The organism is Desulfuromonas sp. TF (genome assembly GCF_000472285.1).
Taxonomy (GTDB): Bacteria; Desulfobacterota; Desulfuromonadia; order Desulfuromonadales; family ATBO01; genus ATBO01.
Window position 1 is genome coordinate 48,427 of record NZ_KI421415.1, and the last position, 18,140, is coordinate 66,566.

Consider the following 18,140-nt stretch of genomic DNA (forward strand, 5'->3'; position numbering starts at 1 on the left):
GAGTTCGTACTGGTCGTAGCTTTCCAGGTCCATGAACACACCGTCATCTCCGGAAGGATAAAGAAACTGGCCCTTGCGCCGCTCGAAATCGGCTTCGTCTACCTTGTCCCCGGCCTTGAAGGTCTTTTCCAGGACCTGGCCGGTCAGGAGATTGCGGTACTTTGTCTTGACCAAGGTGCTGCCGCCCCGGGCCGAGGGAGACTGGGTGGTGAGGTCAACTACAATGCAGGGGGCCTGGTCGATCCGGATTACGAGACCGCGCTTCAGGTCGGCTGTGGTGATCATCTCTGAACTCCTCGAAATGGTTTTTGTTTCGTTGTGAATTTAGCATATCCCCGGCGTTCGACACAATCGCTCCTTGGCAAATTTTCGTGACAAGCCGGGAAATTTTGTGATTTAATGTAGTGTTTACCCCTGGTCGCAATTCCGATCGAAAAAAAAATCATAGAAGGAGAATCTCCCATGTATTCCTGCGCCGACCTTAAAAAGGGTCTCAAAGTCATGATCGACGGCGAACCTCACGTCGTCACCCAGTTCGATTTCACCAAGCCGGGCAAAGGCCAGGCCCTCTACAAGTGCAAACTGCGCAACATGATCACCGGCTCCCTTTTCGACCGCACCTACCGCAGCGGCGAAAGCTTCGAGCCGGCCAGTCTCGAAGAGCGGGACATGCAGTATCTCTACCAGGACGAGAACGGCTACGTCTTCATGGACAAGAAGTCCTACGAGCAGGTCCACCTTTCCGAGGAGACCCTCGGAGACGACAAGTACTTCCTGATCGACAACATGGAGGTAAGCGTCCTCATGCACGGCGACCGCGGCATCGGCATCACCCTCCCCAACTTCGTCAACCTGCGCGTCACCCAGTCCGACCCCTGGGTCAAGGGGGACACCGCCGCCGGAAACAATAAGCCGGCGACCGTCGAGACCGGCTACACCCTGCAGGTCCCCTCTTTCGTCGAGCAAGGAACCCTGATCCAGATCGACACCCGCACCGGCGAGTACGTCACGAGGGTGAAGGAGTAACTGCCGTGATCAGTGATCAGTGATCAGTGATCAGTGATCAGTGACCAGGGACTTGGGACTTGGGCGCGAGAATGACCATGGAAACAAATTGGGCGCTCGCCCGCAAAAGGCCGATACTTGAAGAGCGGGCCCGGATCGTTCAGGCAATCCGGGCTTTCTTCATCGAACGGGGCTATCTGGAGGTGGAGACCCCCCACCGCATCCCGGGTAACGCGCCCGAAGTACACATCGACGCGGCGGCCGCCGAAGGGTGGTTTCTCCACACCTCCCCCGAACTGGCCATGAAAAGGCTGCTGGCGGCGGGCTATCCCAGGCTGTTCCAGATCTGCCGGGTCTGGCGCCGGGAGGAGCGCGGGGGAAAGCACCTCCCCGAATTCACCATGCTCGAATGGTACCGGGCGGAGGTCGACTACCGGGCCCTGATGGAAGAGTGTGAGGATCTGCTGCGGAGCCTGATCCCGGACGGGTTCCTGATCTGGCAGGGGAAAAGGATCGAACTGGTTTCTCCCTGGGAACGGCTCACGGTCGCCGAGGCTTTTGATCGTTTTGCGACGGTCAGCCTCGAAGAGGCCCTGGCGACGGACCGCTTCGATGAGATCATGGCCTTCGAGGTCGAGCCGCACCTGGGGCGGGAAATCCCGACCTTCCTCACCGAATACCCCGCCGAACTGGCCGCCCTCGCCCGAAAAAATCCCGGCAATCCGAAGGTCGCCGAGCGCTTCGAGCTCTACATCGCGGGCCTGGAGCTGGCCAACGCGTTCTCCGAGCTCACCGATCCGATCGAACAGCGGCAGCGCTTCGAGCACGACGAGGCGGCCCGCCGGGCCGCCGGCAAGCCCCCCTACCCTTCTCCTGAAAAATTCCTTTCCGAGCTCGAAACCATGCCCGAAGCCGCCGGCATCGCCTTGGGCGTCGACCGGCTGGTGATGATCCTGACCGGCACCGAAAACATTGATCAGGTGGTAGCCTTCACTCCTGAATCGCTGTAGTCAGGCCGGCCAGCACCTCGCAGACCACCCTCCGCATCTCTTCCCACTCCCTCCGGTCGCCCGCCGGATGCTTCTGGTTCACCTCGATCTCGATTCCCAGGTAGGATGCCGGAGGAAACCGTCGGCGCAGGGTCGTCACCAAGCTGTCGGAAGTGCCCAGATAGGGATAGTTCCGGCGCACCCGGAGATGGGGAGCCGCCTGGCGCAGCCCCCGGTGGAGCTCAGCACAGAAATCAAGCTCACCCGGTCGGCGGGGGTCGTAAAGCAGCCCCAGGTCGGCCCGGCGCTCCATGCCGTCCCACTCGGGGGTGAAGGAATGGAGGGAGAGGTGAACGACCTGCGCGCCAGCCGCGATGTGAGCGGCGGCCTCCGCCGTCACCCCCTCCCGATAAGGGCGGTAGTATCGGGCCAGAATGCGCTCGCGCTCGGACTGCGGAAGATCCCGGGTGAACTCGGAGAAGAGGGTGCGGCTGCCGGGGGAGCGGTTCAAATCGACCAGGAGGCGGGTGACGGTCCCGGCATGGAGGGGGACCCCGAGCCTTTCGGCCAGCTCAGCGGCCAGGGGGAGGACGCCGATGTCCTGGCCGCGGTGACTGGCCAGAAGCTCCCCCGCTCCGGCGAACAGCTCTCCGTAGCGCTCCGGCACCCGGTTGCCGCCATGCTCGCAGCTCACCACCACCCGCCGCTCAGCCATGGAACATCTCCCCATTCTCCAGGCAATCGCAGAGACGTCCGTAGGTCTCCCGCAGACGTTCCGTCCCCGGGGTCGCCCCGAGGGCGGCGAGAAGGCGCCGGGCCAGCGTTCCCTTTTCAAAGATGGTTTCCAGAGCCGGCCGGTGTTCGTCCTCCGGCTTCAGGACCGCTTCCGCCAGATACCTCCACAGGTCGGCGGCGCTGCAGGAGCCGCCGGAGAACCCGAATAGTTCCAGATAATCTTCGTCCTCTATGACGGCATCTTCCCCTTGACGGATGGCCGCAAGGAGAATCCGCTCCAGGGCCGTGACCGGCCAGCGCTGCTGTTCGGCCAGGCTGCTCCAGCGCTCATCGGTCAGCGCCCGCACCACGGCGACGACGAGGGACGCTATCGCCAGGTCGGCCCGGGGACACTCCTGCACGTCGAGGACCCGGATCTCGATGGCGCTGCGCTCGAAGCGGGCGATGGCCCCCCGGGAGTTGAGCCACTCGCACTGCAGCACCCCCTGCGGATCGTGGGCGGCGATGTCCCGGTACATCGGCCGCAGGATGCGCTCCTCGTATTCAGCCCGGCTGAACACCGGCTCGGGGATGACCTGCGCGGCGATGGAGGGGATGCGCCGCTGGTTGTTGCGGTAGACCTCCAGGCGATTGTCGAGCAGGCCCGTCGGACGGCCGTCCATGACCGGAGAGGAGGCGGCCAGAGCCGGCAGGAGAGGAAGAACGAGACGGATGGCCGAATGCAGCCGGGCGAATTCGGCGTCGCCTGAAAAAGGCAGATTGATGTGCATGCTCTGCAGGTTGGCCCAGCCGTGGCCGTGGCAGCCGAAGATCCGGTCGTAGGCCTGGTAGATGGGGCCGTTGTCATGGGGCCAGAGGCGCATCTCGCGAATGGGGTCCATCCAGGGATGCATGGCGCCGGGCATCAGCCGGCCGCCCAGCGGTTCAAGCAGGGCATTGATCCTGCGGACGTCGGCCGCGAAGGAGTCCGCCAGTCCGGCCAACTTCGGCGCCGGGCCATTGGTCTTGAGCTCGATGACGTGCAGGACGAGTTCGTTGGACCAGGCCAGGTCACCCATCATCACCTCATCAACAAGCTCTCCGGCGGCCTTCTCCAGCACGGTGTCCGCCACCGGCAGGACGGCCAGAGAGCCGCTCTCCACGATCATATATTCCAGTTCGATACCGAAGCCCTCGAAGAGGCCCAGAGGTCTTGCCGAACTCATGCCCTTCTCCCCGCTTTTCTGCGCTCGATACGCTGCAGCATCACTCCCATGACCTGCCGGTACAGTCGATCCTTCTCCACCGCGTCTTCAAACCCGGCGTCGATGTTGGGATTGTCGTTGACCTCGATCACGTAGACCTTGCGCCCCACTGTCTTGAGATCGACCCCGTACAGCCCGTCGCCGATGAGATTGGCGGCCTTCAGGGCGGTGCGCAGCACGGCCGGCGGCACCTTTTCCAAGGGGAGGGTGTCGACATGCCCCTCGTCGCTTTTCTCTCCGCGGCTGTCCCGCTTGAGGATCTGCCAGTGCTTGCGCGCCATGTAATAGCGGCAGGCGTAGATCGGCTGACGGTCGAGAACGCCGATCCGCCAGTCGAAGGGAGTGGGGAGGAATTCCTGGGCGATGATCAGGTCCGACTTGTCCAGCAGCCTGTCCGCCGCAGTCTTCAGTTCCACCGGATTCTCCACCTTGACCACGCCCCGGGAAAAAGCGCTGTCGGGCTCTTTGAGAATGCAGGGGAGGGTCAGGGCGGACAGGATCTCTTCACGATTGCCCTTATGCACGATAAGAGTGCGCGGCGCCGGGACGCCGTTTCGCTCCAGAAGCTCGGCGAGAAACACCTTGTTGGTGCACCGGAGAATCGACTCCGGATCGTCCAGAACCACCAGCCCTTCTGCATCTGCTTTGCGGGCGAAGCGGTAGGTATGATGGTTGACGTTAGTGGTCTCGCGGATGAACAGGGCGTCGAATTCGGCCAGGCGCCCGAAATCCTCCTTCTCGATCAACTCGGCCGCCAGCCCCAGCTTCTCGGCCGCCTTGACGAACTTCTGCAGAGCCCTGGGATTGGAGGGCGCCTCCTCCTCCCTGGGGTCGACCAGGATGGCCAGATCGTAGCGGGCGGGCTTTTTTTTCGTCCCTCCACGGCGGCGGCCGCTGAAGTACTGCTGGGCGGCGTCCACCACGAAGTCCCTGTGGTCTTCTGGAATTTCGTTGGCGGAGATGGGGCCAAGGTGCTGCAGCTGCCATTTGCCGCTCTTCTCGTTGCAGACGAAATGGGCCCGCAGAAAGGGAGCCTGGAACATCTTGAACAACTGCAGGCTGAGCCGATCGTAACGCTTGGCCAGGTTGTGCCCGAAATAGACGCTGAGAACGAACTCGCGAGAAGCCAGAGGCGAAAGGCTCTTCTGAATCAGCTCGTCCAACTCATCGGCGACCCCCCGGATGATGCTCTGGGTCTTGAAATCCTGAATCGTCGCCACGCTGGGGAGGGGCTTGTGCCCGCGCGCCGCGGCCAGAAGAGAGACGTAATAGCCGAGACTCTGGTAGCGGTAGGAGCGGCAGAGGTTGAAGACCTTGACGAAGCGTATGGTCGAAAACTGAGGTTGGGTAAGATAGGCGCGCGCTGAGACCACCTCGACGTCGGGGATTTGGATCGGCCAGCGGGCCGGTTCATTGACGACGATCAGAATGGGCATGCAGGGAACCTCGTGAGCCCTTGCGAGGGCGGATAATGAGAAGATTGGCATCGTAGGTGAGCACCCCAAGCAGGATGGCGCCAATGGCCCGGTCGATACTGACTGGGTAATTCTGGACTTCCGCCATGGGATTGGGAAGCAGCGGATCGGCGATCAGTATGCTGCGCACCGTGCGGTCGTAGCCGTGCAGAACGACGAAGTGACCGGAAGGCTCGCCACGGATGTCGTCGAAATCTCCGTCGCGCCCGAATTCGCGGGGCGTACGGTAGAGGTAGGTGGCCGAAAGGCCGGTGATGATCGGAATGGACTTGCTGAGATGGCGGCGGATCAGGCTTCCGGTAAGGTCCTCGAAGCGCAGCTCCCCGCCCAGATCGAGAAATTCGAGGAAGGCCTCCGAGGCCACATGAAGCTTGGGATCAGGCTTGAAAGCCATCTGCCGGCGCAGCTTGTCCCTCAAGTCGACACCCGGCTCCACCAGCCAGGACGGATCGAAAAGCTGCAGTTTGTAGGTATAGATGGTGGCCCGGTAGCCGCGCCGCAGGGCGTGGCAGGCGAGAAGCACCGCCAGGGTCCCTCCCCCCTCAAGCATGGAAACCTCGGAGATGACGCGGGAGAGGGGAATATGGTCCTCGAAATAGGCATAGACTGCCTGCAGACAGGTCGGGCCGCAGGTGATCTCATCAGGCTGGGGCAGAATCCGAAACGGCAGACGGCTTCTCAAGGCGGCACCGCCAGGGGGGAATAAGGAAGACGCCGGGAAGGCGCTTCTTTGACTGCTTTTCATTATAACAAAAAGAAACCTGCCGGAGAAAGGTATTCCCCTAATCCTGAATGTCGGGATAGATCAGACGCTCCCCTCCGGGCGAAAGGATCTCGAGCCGGTCAGTCTCACTCTCGACGTAGTTCGGACCCACCGGCACTTTACCTTTGCCCCCGGGAAGATCGACGACATAATGGGGGATCGCCAGGCCGGAGACCGGCCCGCGCAGGGACCGCATGATCGCCACCCCGCACTCCAGAGGAGTGCGGAAATGGCCGGTTCCGGCGGTCAGGTCCATCTGGTGGAGATAGTAGGGACGCACCCGGATTCTGAGCAGCCCCTTCACCAACTCGGCCATCACCCCGGGATCGTCGTTGACCCCTTTGAGCAGGACGGTCTGGTTGCCGAGCTGAATGCCGGCGTCGGCGAGGCGGGCGCAGGCTTCGGCCGCCTCGGGAGCGAGCTCGCGGGGGTGGTTGAAATGGGTGTTGAGATAGAGGGGGTGGAAGCGCCGAAGCATGCGGCAGAGATTTTCCGTGATCCGCTCGGGGAGGGTCACCGGCACCCGGGTGCCTATGCGGATCACCTCCACGTGGGGGATGCGCCGCAAACGCTCGAGGATGTCCTCCAGGAGGAGATCGGACATCAGCAGGGGGTCGCCGCCGGAGAGGATGACGTCGCTCACCTGCGGGGATCGGGCGATGTAGTCGATGCCGGCGAGCACCTCGCCCAGGGAAACCCGCATCGAGGGGCAGCCGACCTTGCGCTTGCGGGTGCAGAAGCGGCAATAGGAGGCGCAGGTCCCCGAGACGAGAAAGAGGACCCGGTCGGGATAGCGGTGGACGATCCCCGCGGCAGGAGACAGGGCCTCCTCGTTGAGCGGGTCGATCGAGAGGCCGCCGTCGTCTAGTTCCCGGGGATCCGGGACGCACTGCCGCCAGATCGGATCGCCCGCTTCGCGGATCAATTCCAGATAGTGGGGGGTGATCCGCATGGGATAGCGCTCCGCCACCGGCGCCAGGGGGGCGGGATCGATGCCGAACCTCACGGCCAGATCGGCCGGATCGGTCAGGCTCTGCTTGAGGCTCTGCTGCCAAAGTTCCATCATAGGTCCAATAGGTCGTATAGGTCCCAGGGGACCTATAAAAAAAGGCGATTCTACCACAGCCGCCCCGTTCAAGTCGACGGCGGGAAAAAAGGGGCGTGATTCGAGGTGAACCACGGCGGAACGCGGTTGACGATCTCCCGCACCGCCGGTGATGCGAGCAGGCGCCGCCGGAGGAACCGGCGAGCCTCCCCCCTTCCCCATCCGGTGGCGGGCTCGAAGGAGCGATACAGCCCCAGGGGCTGGCCGTCGTCGAGGAGGGCCGAGGAACGGATCTCCGCCCCTCCGTCCTCCCCCACGAGAGACGATTCCCGGGGGAGATTCATGATGGAGATATTGAGAAAGGAGATCCTGGCCGCGTGCTCTTCCAGAAAATCCAGGGTACGCACGGCATCTTCCTCGGTTTCGCCGGGTGTCCCGAGCATCACATAGACGTAGGTGGAGATGCCGGCTTCATGGAGGCGCTCCAGAATCGCCGCCGCATCCTCCAGCCGCGTCCCCTTCCCCAAGCGGTCAAGGACCGCCTGCGATCCGCTTTCCAGCCCCAGCTGCAGCATAGTGCAGCCGGCGGCCGCCAGCCCTTCGGCCAGTCCGGAATCGAGGAGCGCCGGCTCGAAACGCACGAAACCATGCCAGAAAATCCCCGCCAGATCGGCCCGCCGGGCCGCCACCCGGCGCAGGGCGGCGACGGGAACGGCATTGTCGGTCAGATGGAAGCGGGTCGTCCCGTTGCGCCGCCGCAGATCCAGCAGCAGGTCGGGAAGGTCGGCGGCGGGATGGGCGGCGTACGGATGGGTCGGCGTCGCCGCCTCGGGGCAGAAGAGGCAGCGCTGCCAGTAGCAGCCCCGGCTGGCGCCGACCGGCAGGACCGGCAGGGGAGAAAAATAGTCTTTGAGATCGACCCGGTCGAAATCCGGGCGGAAGTCGATCTCGCTTCCCTCTTCGAGAAAGTAGTCCGGGCCGCCCTCCCCTGAGATGATCCGGGGCAGCAGTTCTTCCCCCGGCCCGAAAACGATATGGTCGAATGCCGAAAAACGCAGGTCCGCCTCCCGCAGCGTCCGCCGCCAGGAGGTGAACATCCCGCCGCCGCCGACGATGCGGAGCCCCGGCATCCACCGTCGAAGCAGCCCTGCCAGCTCGAACGCCGGCAGGACCTGGTGCCGGTAATTGACCGAGAGGGACACCGTACGCGGCTTCATCGCCGCCACCTGCGGCAGCAGCTCGTTCACGAAATAATCGTGAAAGAGGGTGGATTCTTCCCCGGCGGACAGCCGCTCCAGATCGGCGGGCGCGAATTCGGAGAGCGTGCCGTGGCTGTAATCCCCCAGGGAGAGTCGCTCGGCTCCTTCGCCATACACCCCGAAAGCGCGGTTGAGATGTTCGACGGCGGTGCGGTAACGGGGAAAGGAACCGAAGGCAGCCGGTGAGCGCAGCAGCGCCAGGGCGGCCGGAGCATGGCGGAGAGCGCGCTTTACGGCGGTGGAGGAGGCGGGTCCGGCGGCGGCCGCCAGCCGCCGCGGCTGCAACAGGTAAAGAAAAGCCTTCAGGTTGGCGTCGATCATCCGGGCGTCGATGCCGCGGCGGCGCAGGGCGGCAAGAAGGATGGCCGGGCCCAGGGGAGGCTCGGCCGGTTTCACCGCCGGGGGATGAAGCAGCAGGGTCGTCATCGCGGCGGGGCGGGCATCCGGCCCCGAAGGCCATAGGTAAGTACCACCAGGGCCATGATGCCGAAATCCCGAAGCAGAGCGACCCGGGCGCTTGTATGCCCCTCCCCGCCCGGATCGAAGCAGCCGCAGTCGATGTCCAGTCCCCGAAGATCCACCGAAGCGAGGGCCAGCATGAAGATGGCCGTCAGGACGCCGAGAACCAGAGCGGCCGGCCGCACCTTGCGGTTGGCGAGCAGAAGGAGGCCCGCCACCACCTCCACGTAGGGGAGAGTCGCCGCCGCCAGGTAGTTCCAGCTGTAGGGAAGGATCTGGTAGTTGGCCACGTCCCGGGCAAAGGCGACCACGTCATCGGCCTTGACTGCTCCGGCGTACAGGAAAAGGCCGCCGAGCGAAAGACGGCAGAGGTGATAGAGAAGGGCTGCGCCGCGGCTCACCGCTCTCCCCTTTCCACCGGCAGCCCGGCATCCGTCCATTCGGGGAAGCCTCCCTCGAAAACCCGCACGTCCCGGTACCCTTCGGCCAGAAGGATGATCCCGAGATCGAAGGAGTCGGGGCAACCGTAGCCGCTGCAGTAGAGGACGAGCACGGAATCCGCGGAAACCGCCTCGCGAAAGGAGTCGGGAAGGGGATCGGCTTCCCCCAGGGGAAGGGAGAGGGCGGAGGGAAGATGCCCTTCCAGATAGAGCTCCCGCGCCCGGGCATCGACCACTGCCGCTCCCTCGTCGATGAGCCGGCGCACTTCGTCAATTTCGACGGGATGGGGAAACTGATCGGCAACGGGACTTTCTGTCGCCACCGGCGCCGTCTGTTTGCCGCTGAAGGCGTTCATCACCAGGCGATAGTTGAAGGAGAGCCCCAGCACCACCCCCAGGACGAGGATGACGACGGCTTCCAGCAGGATGCGGCTGTTTTCGGCGGAGAGGGGCATTATTCGTCGGGGGATTCGGTGAGTTCCGGCGCCAGCGACTTCAGGGTATCGCGCAGGGTGCGGTTGTCCCGCTCCAGGGCGGAGATCCGGCGGCTGCACGCGGTCACCTCGTCGTTGAGTTCGTCGATGATGCGGTTCTGGTGGGTGAAGCGGGTTTCAAGCTCGATGAGACGTTCCTGCAGATCTTCCAAGGATTTTCCTCCTCTAGTGGATGCCGTCATGCTAGCAGAAGCGGCATCGCGGCGCAACGGGCTCCTGTTGCGGCATTGGGAAAATCCAAATCGGGGTGCAATGCCTGGTGGTCAAGGCTACGCACTTTTGGCAGATGTCCCCTGACGGCGGTTACCTCACGATCAGCCAGCTGCCGTCGGGCTGTCGGCAGGCGGTGCCGTAAGCCTGCTGATTCCGACCGCCGACGACCACCAGTTGGGTGTATTCCCGGCAGTACTGGCCCTGCCTGGTCTGGTAGGTCTCGACCGGGGTGATCGAGCCGTAGTTGCCGCTATCCGGGTTTCTCCAGGTGGTCGCCACGTTGGTCCGGGTATTTTCCAGGGCGTACTGGGCGTTGCGCTCCATCATCAGCTGGTCGGCGCGGTCGAGGGATTGACCGATCCCCTGCCCGATGAGGGCGCCGGCCAGGGTGCCGACGGCGACCGCGACCAGTGTTCCCCGTCCGCTTCCGATCTGGGAGCCGGCCAATGCGCCGGTGCCTGCCCCGAGCAGGGTTCCCCCTGTTTCCTTCGGTCCCATCGACGGGGCGCAACCGGCGAGGGCGAGCCACAGAATCAGAATAATCGCCAGAATCCTTTTCATCACCTTCTCTCCTCTGGTCGCAGTTGCCAACGGTGCCATTCTCGCTTCCAGTATAAACGACGGGCCTGCAGGCCATCAATACAATGCTTGTACAATGATGAATCAACCTGCTTCCCCTCTTCGCTTCCTTGTTCAGTGAACCGTCCGCAGAGTGTCAACCCGTCTTCCAAACAGCTGAACCGGCCAAGGGTTGAAGGCACCGGAAGCCTTCGGCGCAGCCGGAGGACGAGGTCGGGATGTTTCCGGCCGGAGCCTGGAACTTCCTGACGGCGACCTCGAATCGATCCGTGAGGTTCTCGATGCGGCCGGCTACCGCTTCTTCCTCACCCTGGAAAGCCCGGTCAGGGGTTGTCCAGGATCGGTGGGGGGATCGAGTCCGGGACGAAGGCATCCGCAAGGCTCTTCTCTCCGTCCTGCACGGCGATGACCCAAACCGTCTTCAACGGGACGTGGCTTTCGGAGCTGAACGAGATCGTCCCGGTAACGCCCTTGAACCCCTCGGTGTTCTCCAGGGTGCGGAAGAATTCGTTCTTGTTCCGGGAGCGCCCCAGAACGTCCAGCAGGAGCCGGGCGGCGTCGTAGCCGAGAGCGGCGAAGGCATTATTGGGTGCGCTGCCGTAGGCAGCGCGATACGCGGCCATGAACTCCTTCGCCTCGGGCGTGCCGGTCTGCTCCGAGAGCCAAACGTGGGTCGTGAACCAGACATCGTCGGTAGGCCCCGGGTCCCCCACGAGGAGATCGGTCGTATCCAGGCCATCGCCGCCGACGATGGGCTCCGTAACCCCGGCGGCCCGGAGCGAGGCCACCACGTCGCCGACGCAGTCGGGAAGTCCGGCGAGGTAGACGAACGACGGCTGCTGTGGAAGCCCTGCCACCTGCCGGCCCAGAGCGGTGATGTCACATCCGCCGTCGTAGGAGGCGTCCAGGAGCACGGTGCCGCCGAGCTCCACGAATCGCGTACGGAAATAGCGGGGCAGGGTTCGCGTGTACTGAGAGGTGGAATCCCAAAGGATCGCCGCTGAGCTTCCGAACTCCGACAGGCCGAACTCCGCGGCAGCCGCCGCCTGCGTGTTGTCGCCGAAGGGAGTCAGAAAGATGTAGTCCCCGACCATCTCCGGAAGCGCGGGATCGGTCGCTCCAATGGACAGGAACGGCACCCTCGAACGCTGGAAGAAGGGGCCCGCTATCAGGACGGAGTCGTTGTCCGTGAAGCCTGCAGCGAGCGACACGCTCGAGGCGATGTGCGAGGCGGCTGATTCGGTGGCTGCGGGATCCGATTGCGTATCGATGAGAGCGTAGAAGGGGATGGATCCGTCCTCGTGCCCCTGCTGGAGTCCGAGGACGAAACCGTTCATGGCCGGGCGGCCGAGGCTCGCCTGGGCTCCCTGAAGGTCAAGCAAAACGGCGACTTGGGATGTCCGCGCGTGACGATGTTCCATCTGGGCGGCAGCGACGGCCGGATCGATCCCGATCCAGAGAAGCGCAACAGCCAGAAGCACGGTTGCAGGGTAAGGGCGATGCATGCTGTCCTCCATTCAGGTTCTCGTTGGGGCCTGTGTTGATTGTACCCGAGCTTGCTCCCGAAAGTTGCCTCTCCTGCCAACAGGCGCAACGGAAGCTAAGAGTTGCATTTTCGTGAATAAATAGTATCCTTTGCGGGATTGCACCCCTTTCTCGAAAAACTCTCTCGACCAGGATCTAATCAAACCCGATGGATTTCTTTTCCGCATATCCCGGGAGTCGGAAGAAGGTCGCATTTCTTGCAACCCTCGCCCTTTTGCTGACTTTCTCGGAAACCGCCGCCGGACAAAGCGCCGATCATGAGAAGCATGGAGCGGGGCATTCTGAAGAGCCCGCGCAAGTCCACGTCCATCCCGAGACTTCGGCGCAGCCGGAGGCCGAGGTCGGGCTGGAGGAGCATCTCGGAGCGCGCATTCCCCTGGATCTTGTTTTCAGGGACGAGGCGGGGCAGCCAGTTACCCTCGCAGAGCTGGTCACCATGCCGACCGTCATCGCCCCGGTCTATTACGACTGCCCCAACGTCTGCAGCTTTCTGCAGGCCGGAATGGCGCGGAGCCTGCCGGAGGTGAAACTGAAGGCCGGTGAGGATTTTCGGGTCCTTTCGATCAGCTTCGACGAGACGGAAACACCCGAGAAGGCGAGGCGCAGCAAGGCGATTTACATGGACGCCATGCGCAAGCAGTTTCCGGCCGGAGCCTGGAACTTCCTGACCGGGGACCTCGAGTCCATCCGTGAGCTTCTCGATGCGGCCGGCTACCGTTTCAAGAGACAAGGGGAAGACTTCCTCCACCCCGTCGTCCTGTTCGTAGTCGACAAGGAAGGCCGGATCGTGCGCTACCTGCACGGCACCAACGTCCTGCCGATGGATCTCACCCTGGCCTTGGTGGAGGCCTCCGAGGGACGGATCGGGCCGACCATCCGAAGGGTGGCGCAATTCTGCTTCAGCTATGATCCCGAGAACAAGCGATACGTATTCAACCTTTTCCGGGTGTCGGCAACGGTAATACTGATCACCGCCGGCACGTTTCTGGCTTTTCTGATCTGGACCGGACGCAAGAAGTCCGATCTTTCGAGGTAACCATGGCAGCAAACGATTCGACCACCATCGACCGGGGTTTTCTCGCACCCACCGGCAACGGCCTCTTCGGCTGGATCTTCTCCACCGACCATAAGCGCATCGGCCTGCTCTACATGTACGCGGTGCTCACCTTTTTCATCGTGGGAGCGGCGCTCGGTGTCACCATCCGCCTGGAGCTGATGGCGCCGGGGGAGACGATCGTCTCGGCCCAGACCTATAACGCCCTGTTCACCCTGCATGGGGTGATCATGGTCTTTCTCTTCATCATACCGGGCGTTCCGGGAATTTTCGGAAATCTTTTCCTCCCCCTTCATCTCGGCGCCAACGATGTCGCCTTTCCCCGCCTCAATCTCCTTTCCTGGTGGCTTTACATCATCGGGGCCTGCATGGCCCTGGGCTCCCTCTTCAGCGGCGGCGGCCCCCCCGACACCGGTTGGACCTTCTATGTTCCCTTCAGCGTCCAGACCACCACGAACGTGTCGTTGGCAGCCTTCGCTGTCTTTGTCCTCGGCTTTTCCTCGATCCTGACCGGCCTCAACTTCATCACCACCGTTCACCGGCTGCGGGCGCCGGGAGTCACCTGGGGCCGGGTGACCCTTTTCGTCTGGTCGCTTTACGCCACCGCATGGGTTCAGCTCCTGGCGACACCGATCCTCGCCATCACCGTGTCGCTGGTCGTTCTCGAACGGATTCTGGGGGCCGGCCTCTTCGATCCCTCCAAGGGGGGGGATCCGATCATGTTTCAGCACCTGTTCTGGATCTACTCCCATCCCGCCGTCTATATCATGGTTCTGCCCGGCATGGGAATCATCTCCGAAATCATTCCGGCCTTCGCCCGCAAGCCGATCTTCGGCTACTGGGCCGTTGCCTTTTCGAGCCTCGGAATCGCCGCTGCGGGCTCCCTGGTCTGGGGGCACCACATGTTCGTCAGCGGGATGAGCGACATGGCCATTCTGGTCTTCTCGCTCCTCACCTTCATCGTCGCCATTCCTTCGGCGGTCAAGGTCTTCAACTGGGTGGCTACCCTCTACAAGGGGTCGATCTCCCTCGAGCCGCCGATGCTGTACGCCCTCAGCTTCATCTTTCTCTTTTCCCTGGGCGGACTGACCGGACTGATCCTCGGCTCGGCGGCCACCGACGTCCATGTTCACGACACCCATTTCGTCGTCGGTCACTTTCACTACGTGATGTTCGGCGGCACCGGTTTCGCCTTTTTCGGCGCGATGCATTACTGGTTTCCCAAGATCTTCGGCCGGATGTACAACAAAAAAATAGCCACCATCGCCTGGGCCCTCATGTTCGCCGGCTTCAATATCCTCTACTTTTCCATGAAAATTCTCGGCCTGCGGGGCATGCCTCGACGCTATTACGATTATCTGCCCGAGTATGCCGATCTCAACATGATCGCCACTATCGGCTCCTGGATTCTCGCTGCCGGCCTGGTGCTGATGTTCGTCAACATCATCCGCGGCTCCCGTTCCGGCCTGCTGGCGGGAGACAACCCATGGGGAAGCCTCACCCTGGAGTGGACCCTTTCCTCGCCGCCTCCGGCTGAAAACTTCCCCGACGACCTGGTGGTCGACCGGGGACCCTACGATTACGATGCCAGGGATTACAAGGCGCAAGAGGGCTGATCATGAAAGAAGCCGAACACGCGACCGTCCAGAAGGATTATGCCGGAGCCAAACTCGGAATGTGGCTTTTCCTCTACACCGAGATTCTCCTTTTCGGCGGGCTCTTTGTTCTCTATTCCGTCTATCTGCAGCGCTACCCCAGAGAGTTCGCCGCCGCGGCCGCGGACCTGAACATCGTCCTCGGAGCGGTCAATACGGTGATCCTGCTCACCGGCAGCCTGCTCGTCGCCATCTCGATAACCGCCCTGCGGCGGGGAAGCGTCAGACTGGCCCAGTGGATGCTCTGGGGATCGGTCCTCACGGGAATCGTCTTTCTGATCAACAAGTACATCGAATGGTCCGCGGAGATCAGCCACGGCATCTACCCCGGCTCTCCGATTCTGGACCAGAAGGAAAACGGCGAGATCATCTTTTTCGGCCTCTACTACATCACCCTCGGTCTTCACGGCCTTCACGTTCTGATCGGCGCCGTCCTGCTGGCCTTCATGGCCGTGTACGTGGCTACCGGTTCGGTGCACCGGGACGACTTCATAAAGCTCGAAAACACGGGGCTCTACTGGCATCTGGTGGACCTCGTCTGGATCTTTATCTTTCCGCTATATTATCTGCTGCTCTAAAAACAGGGACTAGGGGCTGGGAACCAGGGTTAGAGGAATTTCCAGTCCCCAGCTCCTTGTCCCTGATCCCCGGGAGGAGTGAAATGATCGAACAGGAATACGCCTATCACCAGCATGCCCCCGTCAGATACCGCACCTTCATCATTGTCTGGGTCCTTCTCCTGACGCTGACGACGATCACTGTGGCGGTCTCCCGGGTTCACCTCGGCGCCTTGAATATCTGGGTCGCGCTCTCCATCGCCTCGATCAAATCGGCCCTGGTCATCTTTTTTTTCATGCACCTGAAGTACGAGAACCTTGTATTCAAGCTCTTCCTGCTTGGCGCTCTGGTCACCCTGGCCGTCTTCATCGGCCTGAATTTCTTCGACGTGCTCTACCGGTGAGGTAAACCGTGAACCCTTCCGCCATATCGACAACCGAAGCCGTCGATGCCGTCTTTTATTATATTTTCGGCATTTCCATCGTGATGCTGGTCGGTGTCACCGCGATCATGTTGTGGTTCCTGGTGAAGTACAACCGCAAGCGCCACCCCCAGCCCAAGCCAAGTCCACGTTACAACCTCATCCTTGAGGCCACCTGGACGATCATCCCCACCATCATCGTCCTCTCCATGTTCTGGTACGGCTGGCAAGGGTATACCACCCTGACCAACGTGCCGAAAGATGCTCTGGAGGTGCAGGTTACCGCGCGCATGTGGTCATGGACCTTCACCTATCCGAACGGCGTAGCGGAGGACCGCCTCGTCATTCCGGCCGGGCGGGCCATCAGCCTGTCCATCACCTCCGAGGACGTCCTTCACAGCTTCTATGTCCCGGCCTTCCGCGTCAAGCGCGACGCGGTGCCGGGAATGACCACCCGGGCCTGGTTCCGGGCTCCCGAACCCGGCTCCTATGACCTCTTCTGCGCCGAATACTGCGGAGTCGGCCATTCGGCGATGATCACCACCGTCGAAGCGATGTCTGAAAAGGATTTCGAGGAGTGGCTCCGGCACGAAACCCTCGAGGGAGAAGGGGGCGAGAGCGAAAAGCTGCTGGCCCGGTACGGGTGCATCGGCTGCCATTCACTAGACGGTTCGAAGAGCGTCGGACCCACCTTCCAGGGGCTCTTCGGGCGAGAGGTGACGGTGGTCACCGAAGGGAAGGAGCGTACCGTCACCGTCGATGCCGAATACATCGAGAAATCGATCCTTCAGCCCCAGGCTGATCTGGTGAAGGGGTACCCGCCCGTCATGCCTTCCTTCGAGGGAAGGATTCCGCAGGAAGATCTGGAGGAGATCGTCGAATACTTCCGCAGGGGCGAGGTCGGGATGGAGAAGACGGAGACGGAAGGGAAAAACCTGGTGCAAGAGAAGGGATGCCTCGGCTGCCACTCCACGGACGGAAGCAAGAGCGTCGGACCGACCTTCCAGGGACTCTTCGGGCGAGAGGTGACGGTGGAGAAGGGGGGCGAAACGCAGACTCTTGCCGCCGATGAAGAGTACATCCGCGAGTCGATCCGGCAACCGAAGGCTGCAATCGTGAGGGGATTCCCGCCGGTCATGCCGGATTTTGCCGATCTGACGGAAGAGGAGCTGGAGGCGATCGTCAATTACATCAAGGAACTTCGGTGAGGCTTCGGCCTCGGAAGCGCAAGGGAGTCATGCGCCTGCTGCTGACATTCATACGGTACCGCTTGACGGCCATGGTCGCCGCCTCCGCCCTGGCCGGCTACCTTCTTCATCCCTGGAATCCGGGAGCATCGGGAGCTGTCGTTCTGACCTCGGGAGTATTTCTCCTGGCCGCCGGAGGATCGGCCCTCAACCAGGTGCAGGAGCGGACGACCGACGCCCTGATGGCACGCACCCGCCACCGCCCCCTGCCGGCCGGCCTGCTCTCCCCCCGTGCCGGTCTCGCCGTCTCCCTCGCTCTCTTCGCCTCCGCCCTGGCTCTACTTCTTACGACCGGTCCCGTGCCCACCGTTCTCGGAGTCTTCGCTATCGTCTGGTACAACGGCGTCTATACCCCGCTCAAAAAAATAACGCCGTGGGCCCTTCTCCCCGGCGCCCTGTGCGGAGCCCTGCCGCCGATGCTTGGGTGGACGGCCGCGGGCGGCGCCCTTTTCGATTACCGCATCGTTCTGCTGGCCGGGATCTTCTTCCTCTGGCAGATCCCTCATTTCTGGCTTCTGGCCCGGCGTTGCCGCTGCGATTACCGTCGGGCAGGCCTGCCGACTGTGGCGCGCCTTTTCACTCCCCGCCAGGCTCGCCGCATCACCTTTGCATGGATTCTGGCCCTGGCGGTCGGCACCTGCTGGTTCCTCGCCATCGGCCCGCTTCGTCAGGACGCCGCAAAATTCCTTTGTGCGACGTCCGGCGGCTGGGCCATCGTTTGCGCCGCCGCTGGGCGCCGCAGGAAGACGGCGGTCAGTTGGGAATTGTTGCTGGGTCGACCGGAGCCGTTCATCGCCATCTTCGTTACCGCTCTGCTGCTTGACGGTCTTCTTTCGGTCGGCGCTCCCTTGCTTCTGGCCATGCTGCGAGCCGCCAGCATCGGCTGAGAATCTCTTCTCAATGGCTAAGCAAAAACTTCCTCCTACAAGGCCTGGTGGTTTTCAGGGCATCAGTATGTCG

Annotated in this window: 19 protein-coding genes and 1 pseudogene; 8 read left to right on the top strand and 12 right to left on the bottom strand. The window is 62.5% G+C overall.

What is annotated here, in order from left to right:
- Positions 1 to 285: pseudogene (locus DTF_RS27100) on the bottom strand (elongation factor P); the annotation flags it as partial.
- A 177-nt stretch (positions 286 to 462) separates the two neighbouring features.
- Here DTF_RS27100 and efp point away from each other — a divergent pair.
- Both efp and epmA read left to right on the top strand, forming a co-directional pair.
- A complete protein-coding gene (efp, locus tag DTF_RS0105975) occupies positions 463 to 1,026 on the top strand; it encodes an elongation factor P (RefSeq protein ID WP_027714589.1) in 564 nt (187 codons plus the stop codon).
- Between the two features lie 77 nt (positions 1,027 to 1,103).
- Positions 1,104 to 2,015 (top strand): EF-P lysine aminoacylase EpmA, encoded by a 912-nt coding sequence (gene epmA, locus DTF_RS0105980; RefSeq protein ID WP_027714590.1) that lies wholly within the window; start codon positions 1,104 to 1,106, stop codon positions 2,013 to 2,015.
- On the opposite strand, the gene DTF_RS0105985 is transcribed toward epmA, so the two are convergent.
- The 11 genes from DTF_RS0105985 to DTF_RS22145 form a co-directional block, all read right to left on the bottom strand.
- A complete protein-coding gene (locus DTF_RS0105985) occupies positions 1,996 to 2,709 on the bottom strand; it encodes an N-formylglutamate amidohydrolase (protein ID WP_027714591.1) in 714 nt (237 codons plus the stop codon). The two genes, epmA and DTF_RS0105985, sit on opposite strands and share 20 nt — an antisense overlap.
- Positions 2,702 to 3,934, bottom strand: a complete 1,233-nt coding sequence (locus DTF_RS0105990; protein WP_027714592.1) for a glutamate-cysteine ligase family protein — start codon at positions 3,932 to 3,934, stop codon at positions 2,702 to 2,704. Before DTF_RS0105990 ends, DTF_RS0105985 begins: the two co-directional genes overlap by 8 nt.
- A complete protein-coding gene (locus tag DTF_RS0105995; protein WP_027714593.1) occupies positions 3,931 to 5,409 on the bottom strand; it encodes a RimK family protein in 1,479 nt (492 codons plus the stop codon). The genes DTF_RS0105990 and DTF_RS0105995 overlap by 4 nt, the downstream gene beginning before the upstream one ends.
- Entirely contained in the window at positions 5,384 to 6,130 is a 747-nt protein-coding gene (locus tag DTF_RS0106000; RefSeq protein WP_027714594.1) for a hypothetical protein, read from the bottom strand. The genes DTF_RS0105995 and DTF_RS0106000 overlap by 26 nt, the downstream gene beginning before the upstream one ends.
- Before the next feature lie 100 nt (positions 6,131 to 6,230).
- Positions 6,231 to 7,274, bottom strand: coding sequence for a KamA family radical SAM protein (locus tag DTF_RS0106005; protein WP_027714595.1), 1,044 nt, complete (start codon positions 7,272 to 7,274; stop codon positions 6,231 to 6,233).
- 71 nt (positions 7,275 to 7,345) lie between these two features.
- The gene (locus DTF_RS0106010; protein WP_027714596.1) at positions 7,346 to 8,941 is read right to left on the bottom strand and encodes a B12-binding domain-containing radical SAM protein; all 1,596 of its coding nucleotides are present in this window, start codon (positions 8,939 to 8,941) and stop codon (positions 7,346 to 7,348) included.
- Complete coding sequence (locus tag DTF_RS0106015; RefSeq protein WP_027714597.1) at positions 8,938 to 9,375, bottom strand: DoxX family protein; 438 nt, start codon at positions 9,373 to 9,375, stop codon at positions 8,938 to 8,940. Before DTF_RS0106015 ends, DTF_RS0106010 begins: the two co-directional genes overlap by 4 nt.
- Entirely contained in the window at positions 9,372 to 9,869 is a 498-nt protein-coding gene (locus DTF_RS0106020) for a rhodanese-like domain-containing protein (protein ID WP_035055943.1), read from the bottom strand. Before DTF_RS0106020 ends, DTF_RS0106015 begins: the two co-directional genes overlap by 4 nt.
- Positions 9,869 to 10,060 carry a SlyX family protein gene (locus tag DTF_RS22140; protein ID WP_035055945.1) on the bottom strand — a complete coding sequence of 64 codons (192 nt, stop codon included), beginning with the start codon at positions 10,058 to 10,060 and terminating at the stop codon, positions 9,869 to 9,871. The genes DTF_RS0106020 and DTF_RS22140 overlap by 1 nt, the downstream gene beginning before the upstream one ends.
- Before the next feature lie 151 nt (positions 10,061 to 10,211).
- Positions 10,212 to 10,682, bottom strand: coding sequence for an RT0821/Lpp0805 family surface protein (locus DTF_RS0106025; RefSeq protein WP_027714599.1), 471 nt, complete (start codon positions 10,680 to 10,682; stop codon positions 10,212 to 10,214).
- A 341-nt stretch (positions 10,683 to 11,023) separates the two neighbouring features.
- Positions 11,024 to 12,205, bottom strand: coding sequence for an ABC transporter substrate-binding protein (locus tag DTF_RS22145; protein WP_162148597.1), 1,182 nt, complete (start codon positions 12,203 to 12,205; stop codon positions 11,024 to 11,026).
- Positions 12,206 to 12,393: 188 nt separating this feature from the next.
- On the opposite strand from DTF_RS22145, the gene DTF_RS0106035 reads away from it, so the two are divergent.
- The 6 genes from DTF_RS0106035 to DTF_RS25235 all read left to right on the top strand — a co-directional run bounded on the left by DTF_RS0106035 (position 12,394) and on the right by DTF_RS25235 (position 18,067).
- The gene (locus tag DTF_RS0106035) at positions 12,394 to 13,281 is read left to right on the top strand and encodes an SCO family protein (protein ID WP_027714600.1); all 888 of its coding nucleotides are present in this window, start codon (positions 12,394 to 12,396) and stop codon (positions 13,279 to 13,281) included.
- Between the two features lie 2 nt (positions 13,282 to 13,283).
- The gene (locus tag DTF_RS0106040) at positions 13,284 to 14,915 is read left to right on the top strand and encodes a cbb3-type cytochrome c oxidase subunit I (RefSeq protein WP_051360987.1); all 1,632 of its coding nucleotides are present in this window, start codon (positions 13,284 to 13,286) and stop codon (positions 14,913 to 14,915) included.
- Between the two features lie 2 nt (positions 14,916 to 14,917).
- Positions 14,918 to 15,532, top strand: coding sequence for a cytochrome c oxidase subunit 3 family protein (locus DTF_RS0106045; protein WP_027714602.1), 615 nt, complete (start codon positions 14,918 to 14,920; stop codon positions 15,530 to 15,532).
- A gap of 83 nt (positions 15,533 to 15,615) precedes the next feature.
- Positions 15,616 to 15,915 carry a cytochrome C oxidase subunit IV family protein gene (locus DTF_RS0106050; RefSeq protein ID WP_027714603.1) on the top strand — a complete coding sequence of 100 codons (300 nt, stop codon included), beginning with the start codon at positions 15,616 to 15,618 and terminating at the stop codon, positions 15,913 to 15,915.
- A gap of 8 nt (positions 15,916 to 15,923) precedes the next feature.
- Positions 15,924 to 17,141, top strand: a complete 1,218-nt coding sequence (gene coxB, locus DTF_RS0106055) for a cytochrome c oxidase subunit II (RefSeq protein WP_027714604.1) — start codon at positions 15,924 to 15,926, stop codon at positions 17,139 to 17,141.
- A complete protein-coding gene (locus tag DTF_RS25235; protein WP_051360989.1) occupies positions 17,138 to 18,067 on the top strand; it encodes a protoheme IX farnesyltransferase in 930 nt (309 codons plus the stop codon). The genes coxB and DTF_RS25235 overlap by 4 nt, the downstream gene beginning before the upstream one ends.
- The last annotated feature ends 73 nt before the right edge of the window (positions 18,068 to 18,140 follow it).

Bases quoted from the DNA above. Each gene is read 5' to 3' on its own strand.
- DTF_RS0106045 (WP_027714602.1), top strand. From the start codon at position 14,918: ATGAAAGAAGCCGAACACGCGACCGTCCAGAAGGATTATGCCGGAGCC.
- DTF_RS0106010 (WP_027714596.1), bottom strand. From the start codon at position 8,941: ATGACGACCCTGCTGCTTCATCCCCCGGCGGTGAAACCGGCCGAGCCT.
- DTF_RS0106020 (WP_035055943.1), bottom strand. From the start codon at position 9,869: ATGCCCCTCTCCGCCGAAAACAGCCGCATCCTGCTGGAAGCCGTCGTC.
- DTF_RS0106025 (WP_027714599.1), bottom strand. From the start codon at position 10,682: ATGAAAAGGATTCTGGCGATTATTCTGATTCTGTGGCTCGCCCTCGCC.
- DTF_RS0105995 (WP_027714593.1), bottom strand. From the start codon at position 5,409: ATGCCCATTCTGATCGTCGTCAATGAACCGGCCCGCTGGCCGATCCAA.
- efp (WP_027714589.1), top strand. From the start codon at position 463: ATGTATTCCTGCGCCGACCTTAAAAAGGGTCTCAAAGTCATGATCGAC.
- DTF_RS0106035 (WP_027714600.1), top strand. From the start codon at position 12,394: ATGGATTTCTTTTCCGCATATCCCGGGAGTCGGAAGAAGGTCGCATTT.
- DTF_RS0106040 (WP_051360987.1), top strand. From the start codon at position 13,284: ATGGCAGCAAACGATTCGACCACCATCGACCGGGGTTTTCTCGCACCC.
- epmA (WP_027714590.1), top strand. From the start codon at position 1,104: ATGGAAACAAATTGGGCGCTCGCCCGCAAAAGGCCGATACTTGAAGAG.
- DTF_RS0105990 (WP_027714592.1), bottom strand. From the start codon at position 3,934: ATGAGTTCGGCAAGACCTCTGGGCCTCTTCGAGGGCTTCGGTATCGAA.
- DTF_RS0106050 (WP_027714603.1), top strand. From the start codon at position 15,616: ATGATCGAACAGGAATACGCCTATCACCAGCATGCCCCCGTCAGATAC.
- DTF_RS0105985 (WP_027714591.1), bottom strand. From the start codon at position 2,709: ATGGCTGAGCGGCGGGTGGTGGTGAGCTGCGAGCATGGCGGCAACCGG.
- DTF_RS22145 (WP_162148597.1), bottom strand. From the start codon at position 12,205: ATGCATCGCCCTTACCCTGCAACCGTGCTTCTGGCTGTTGCGCTTCTC.
- DTF_RS0106005 (WP_027714595.1), bottom strand. From the start codon at position 7,274: ATGGAACTTTGGCAGCAGAGCCTCAAGCAGAGCCTGACCGATCCGGCC.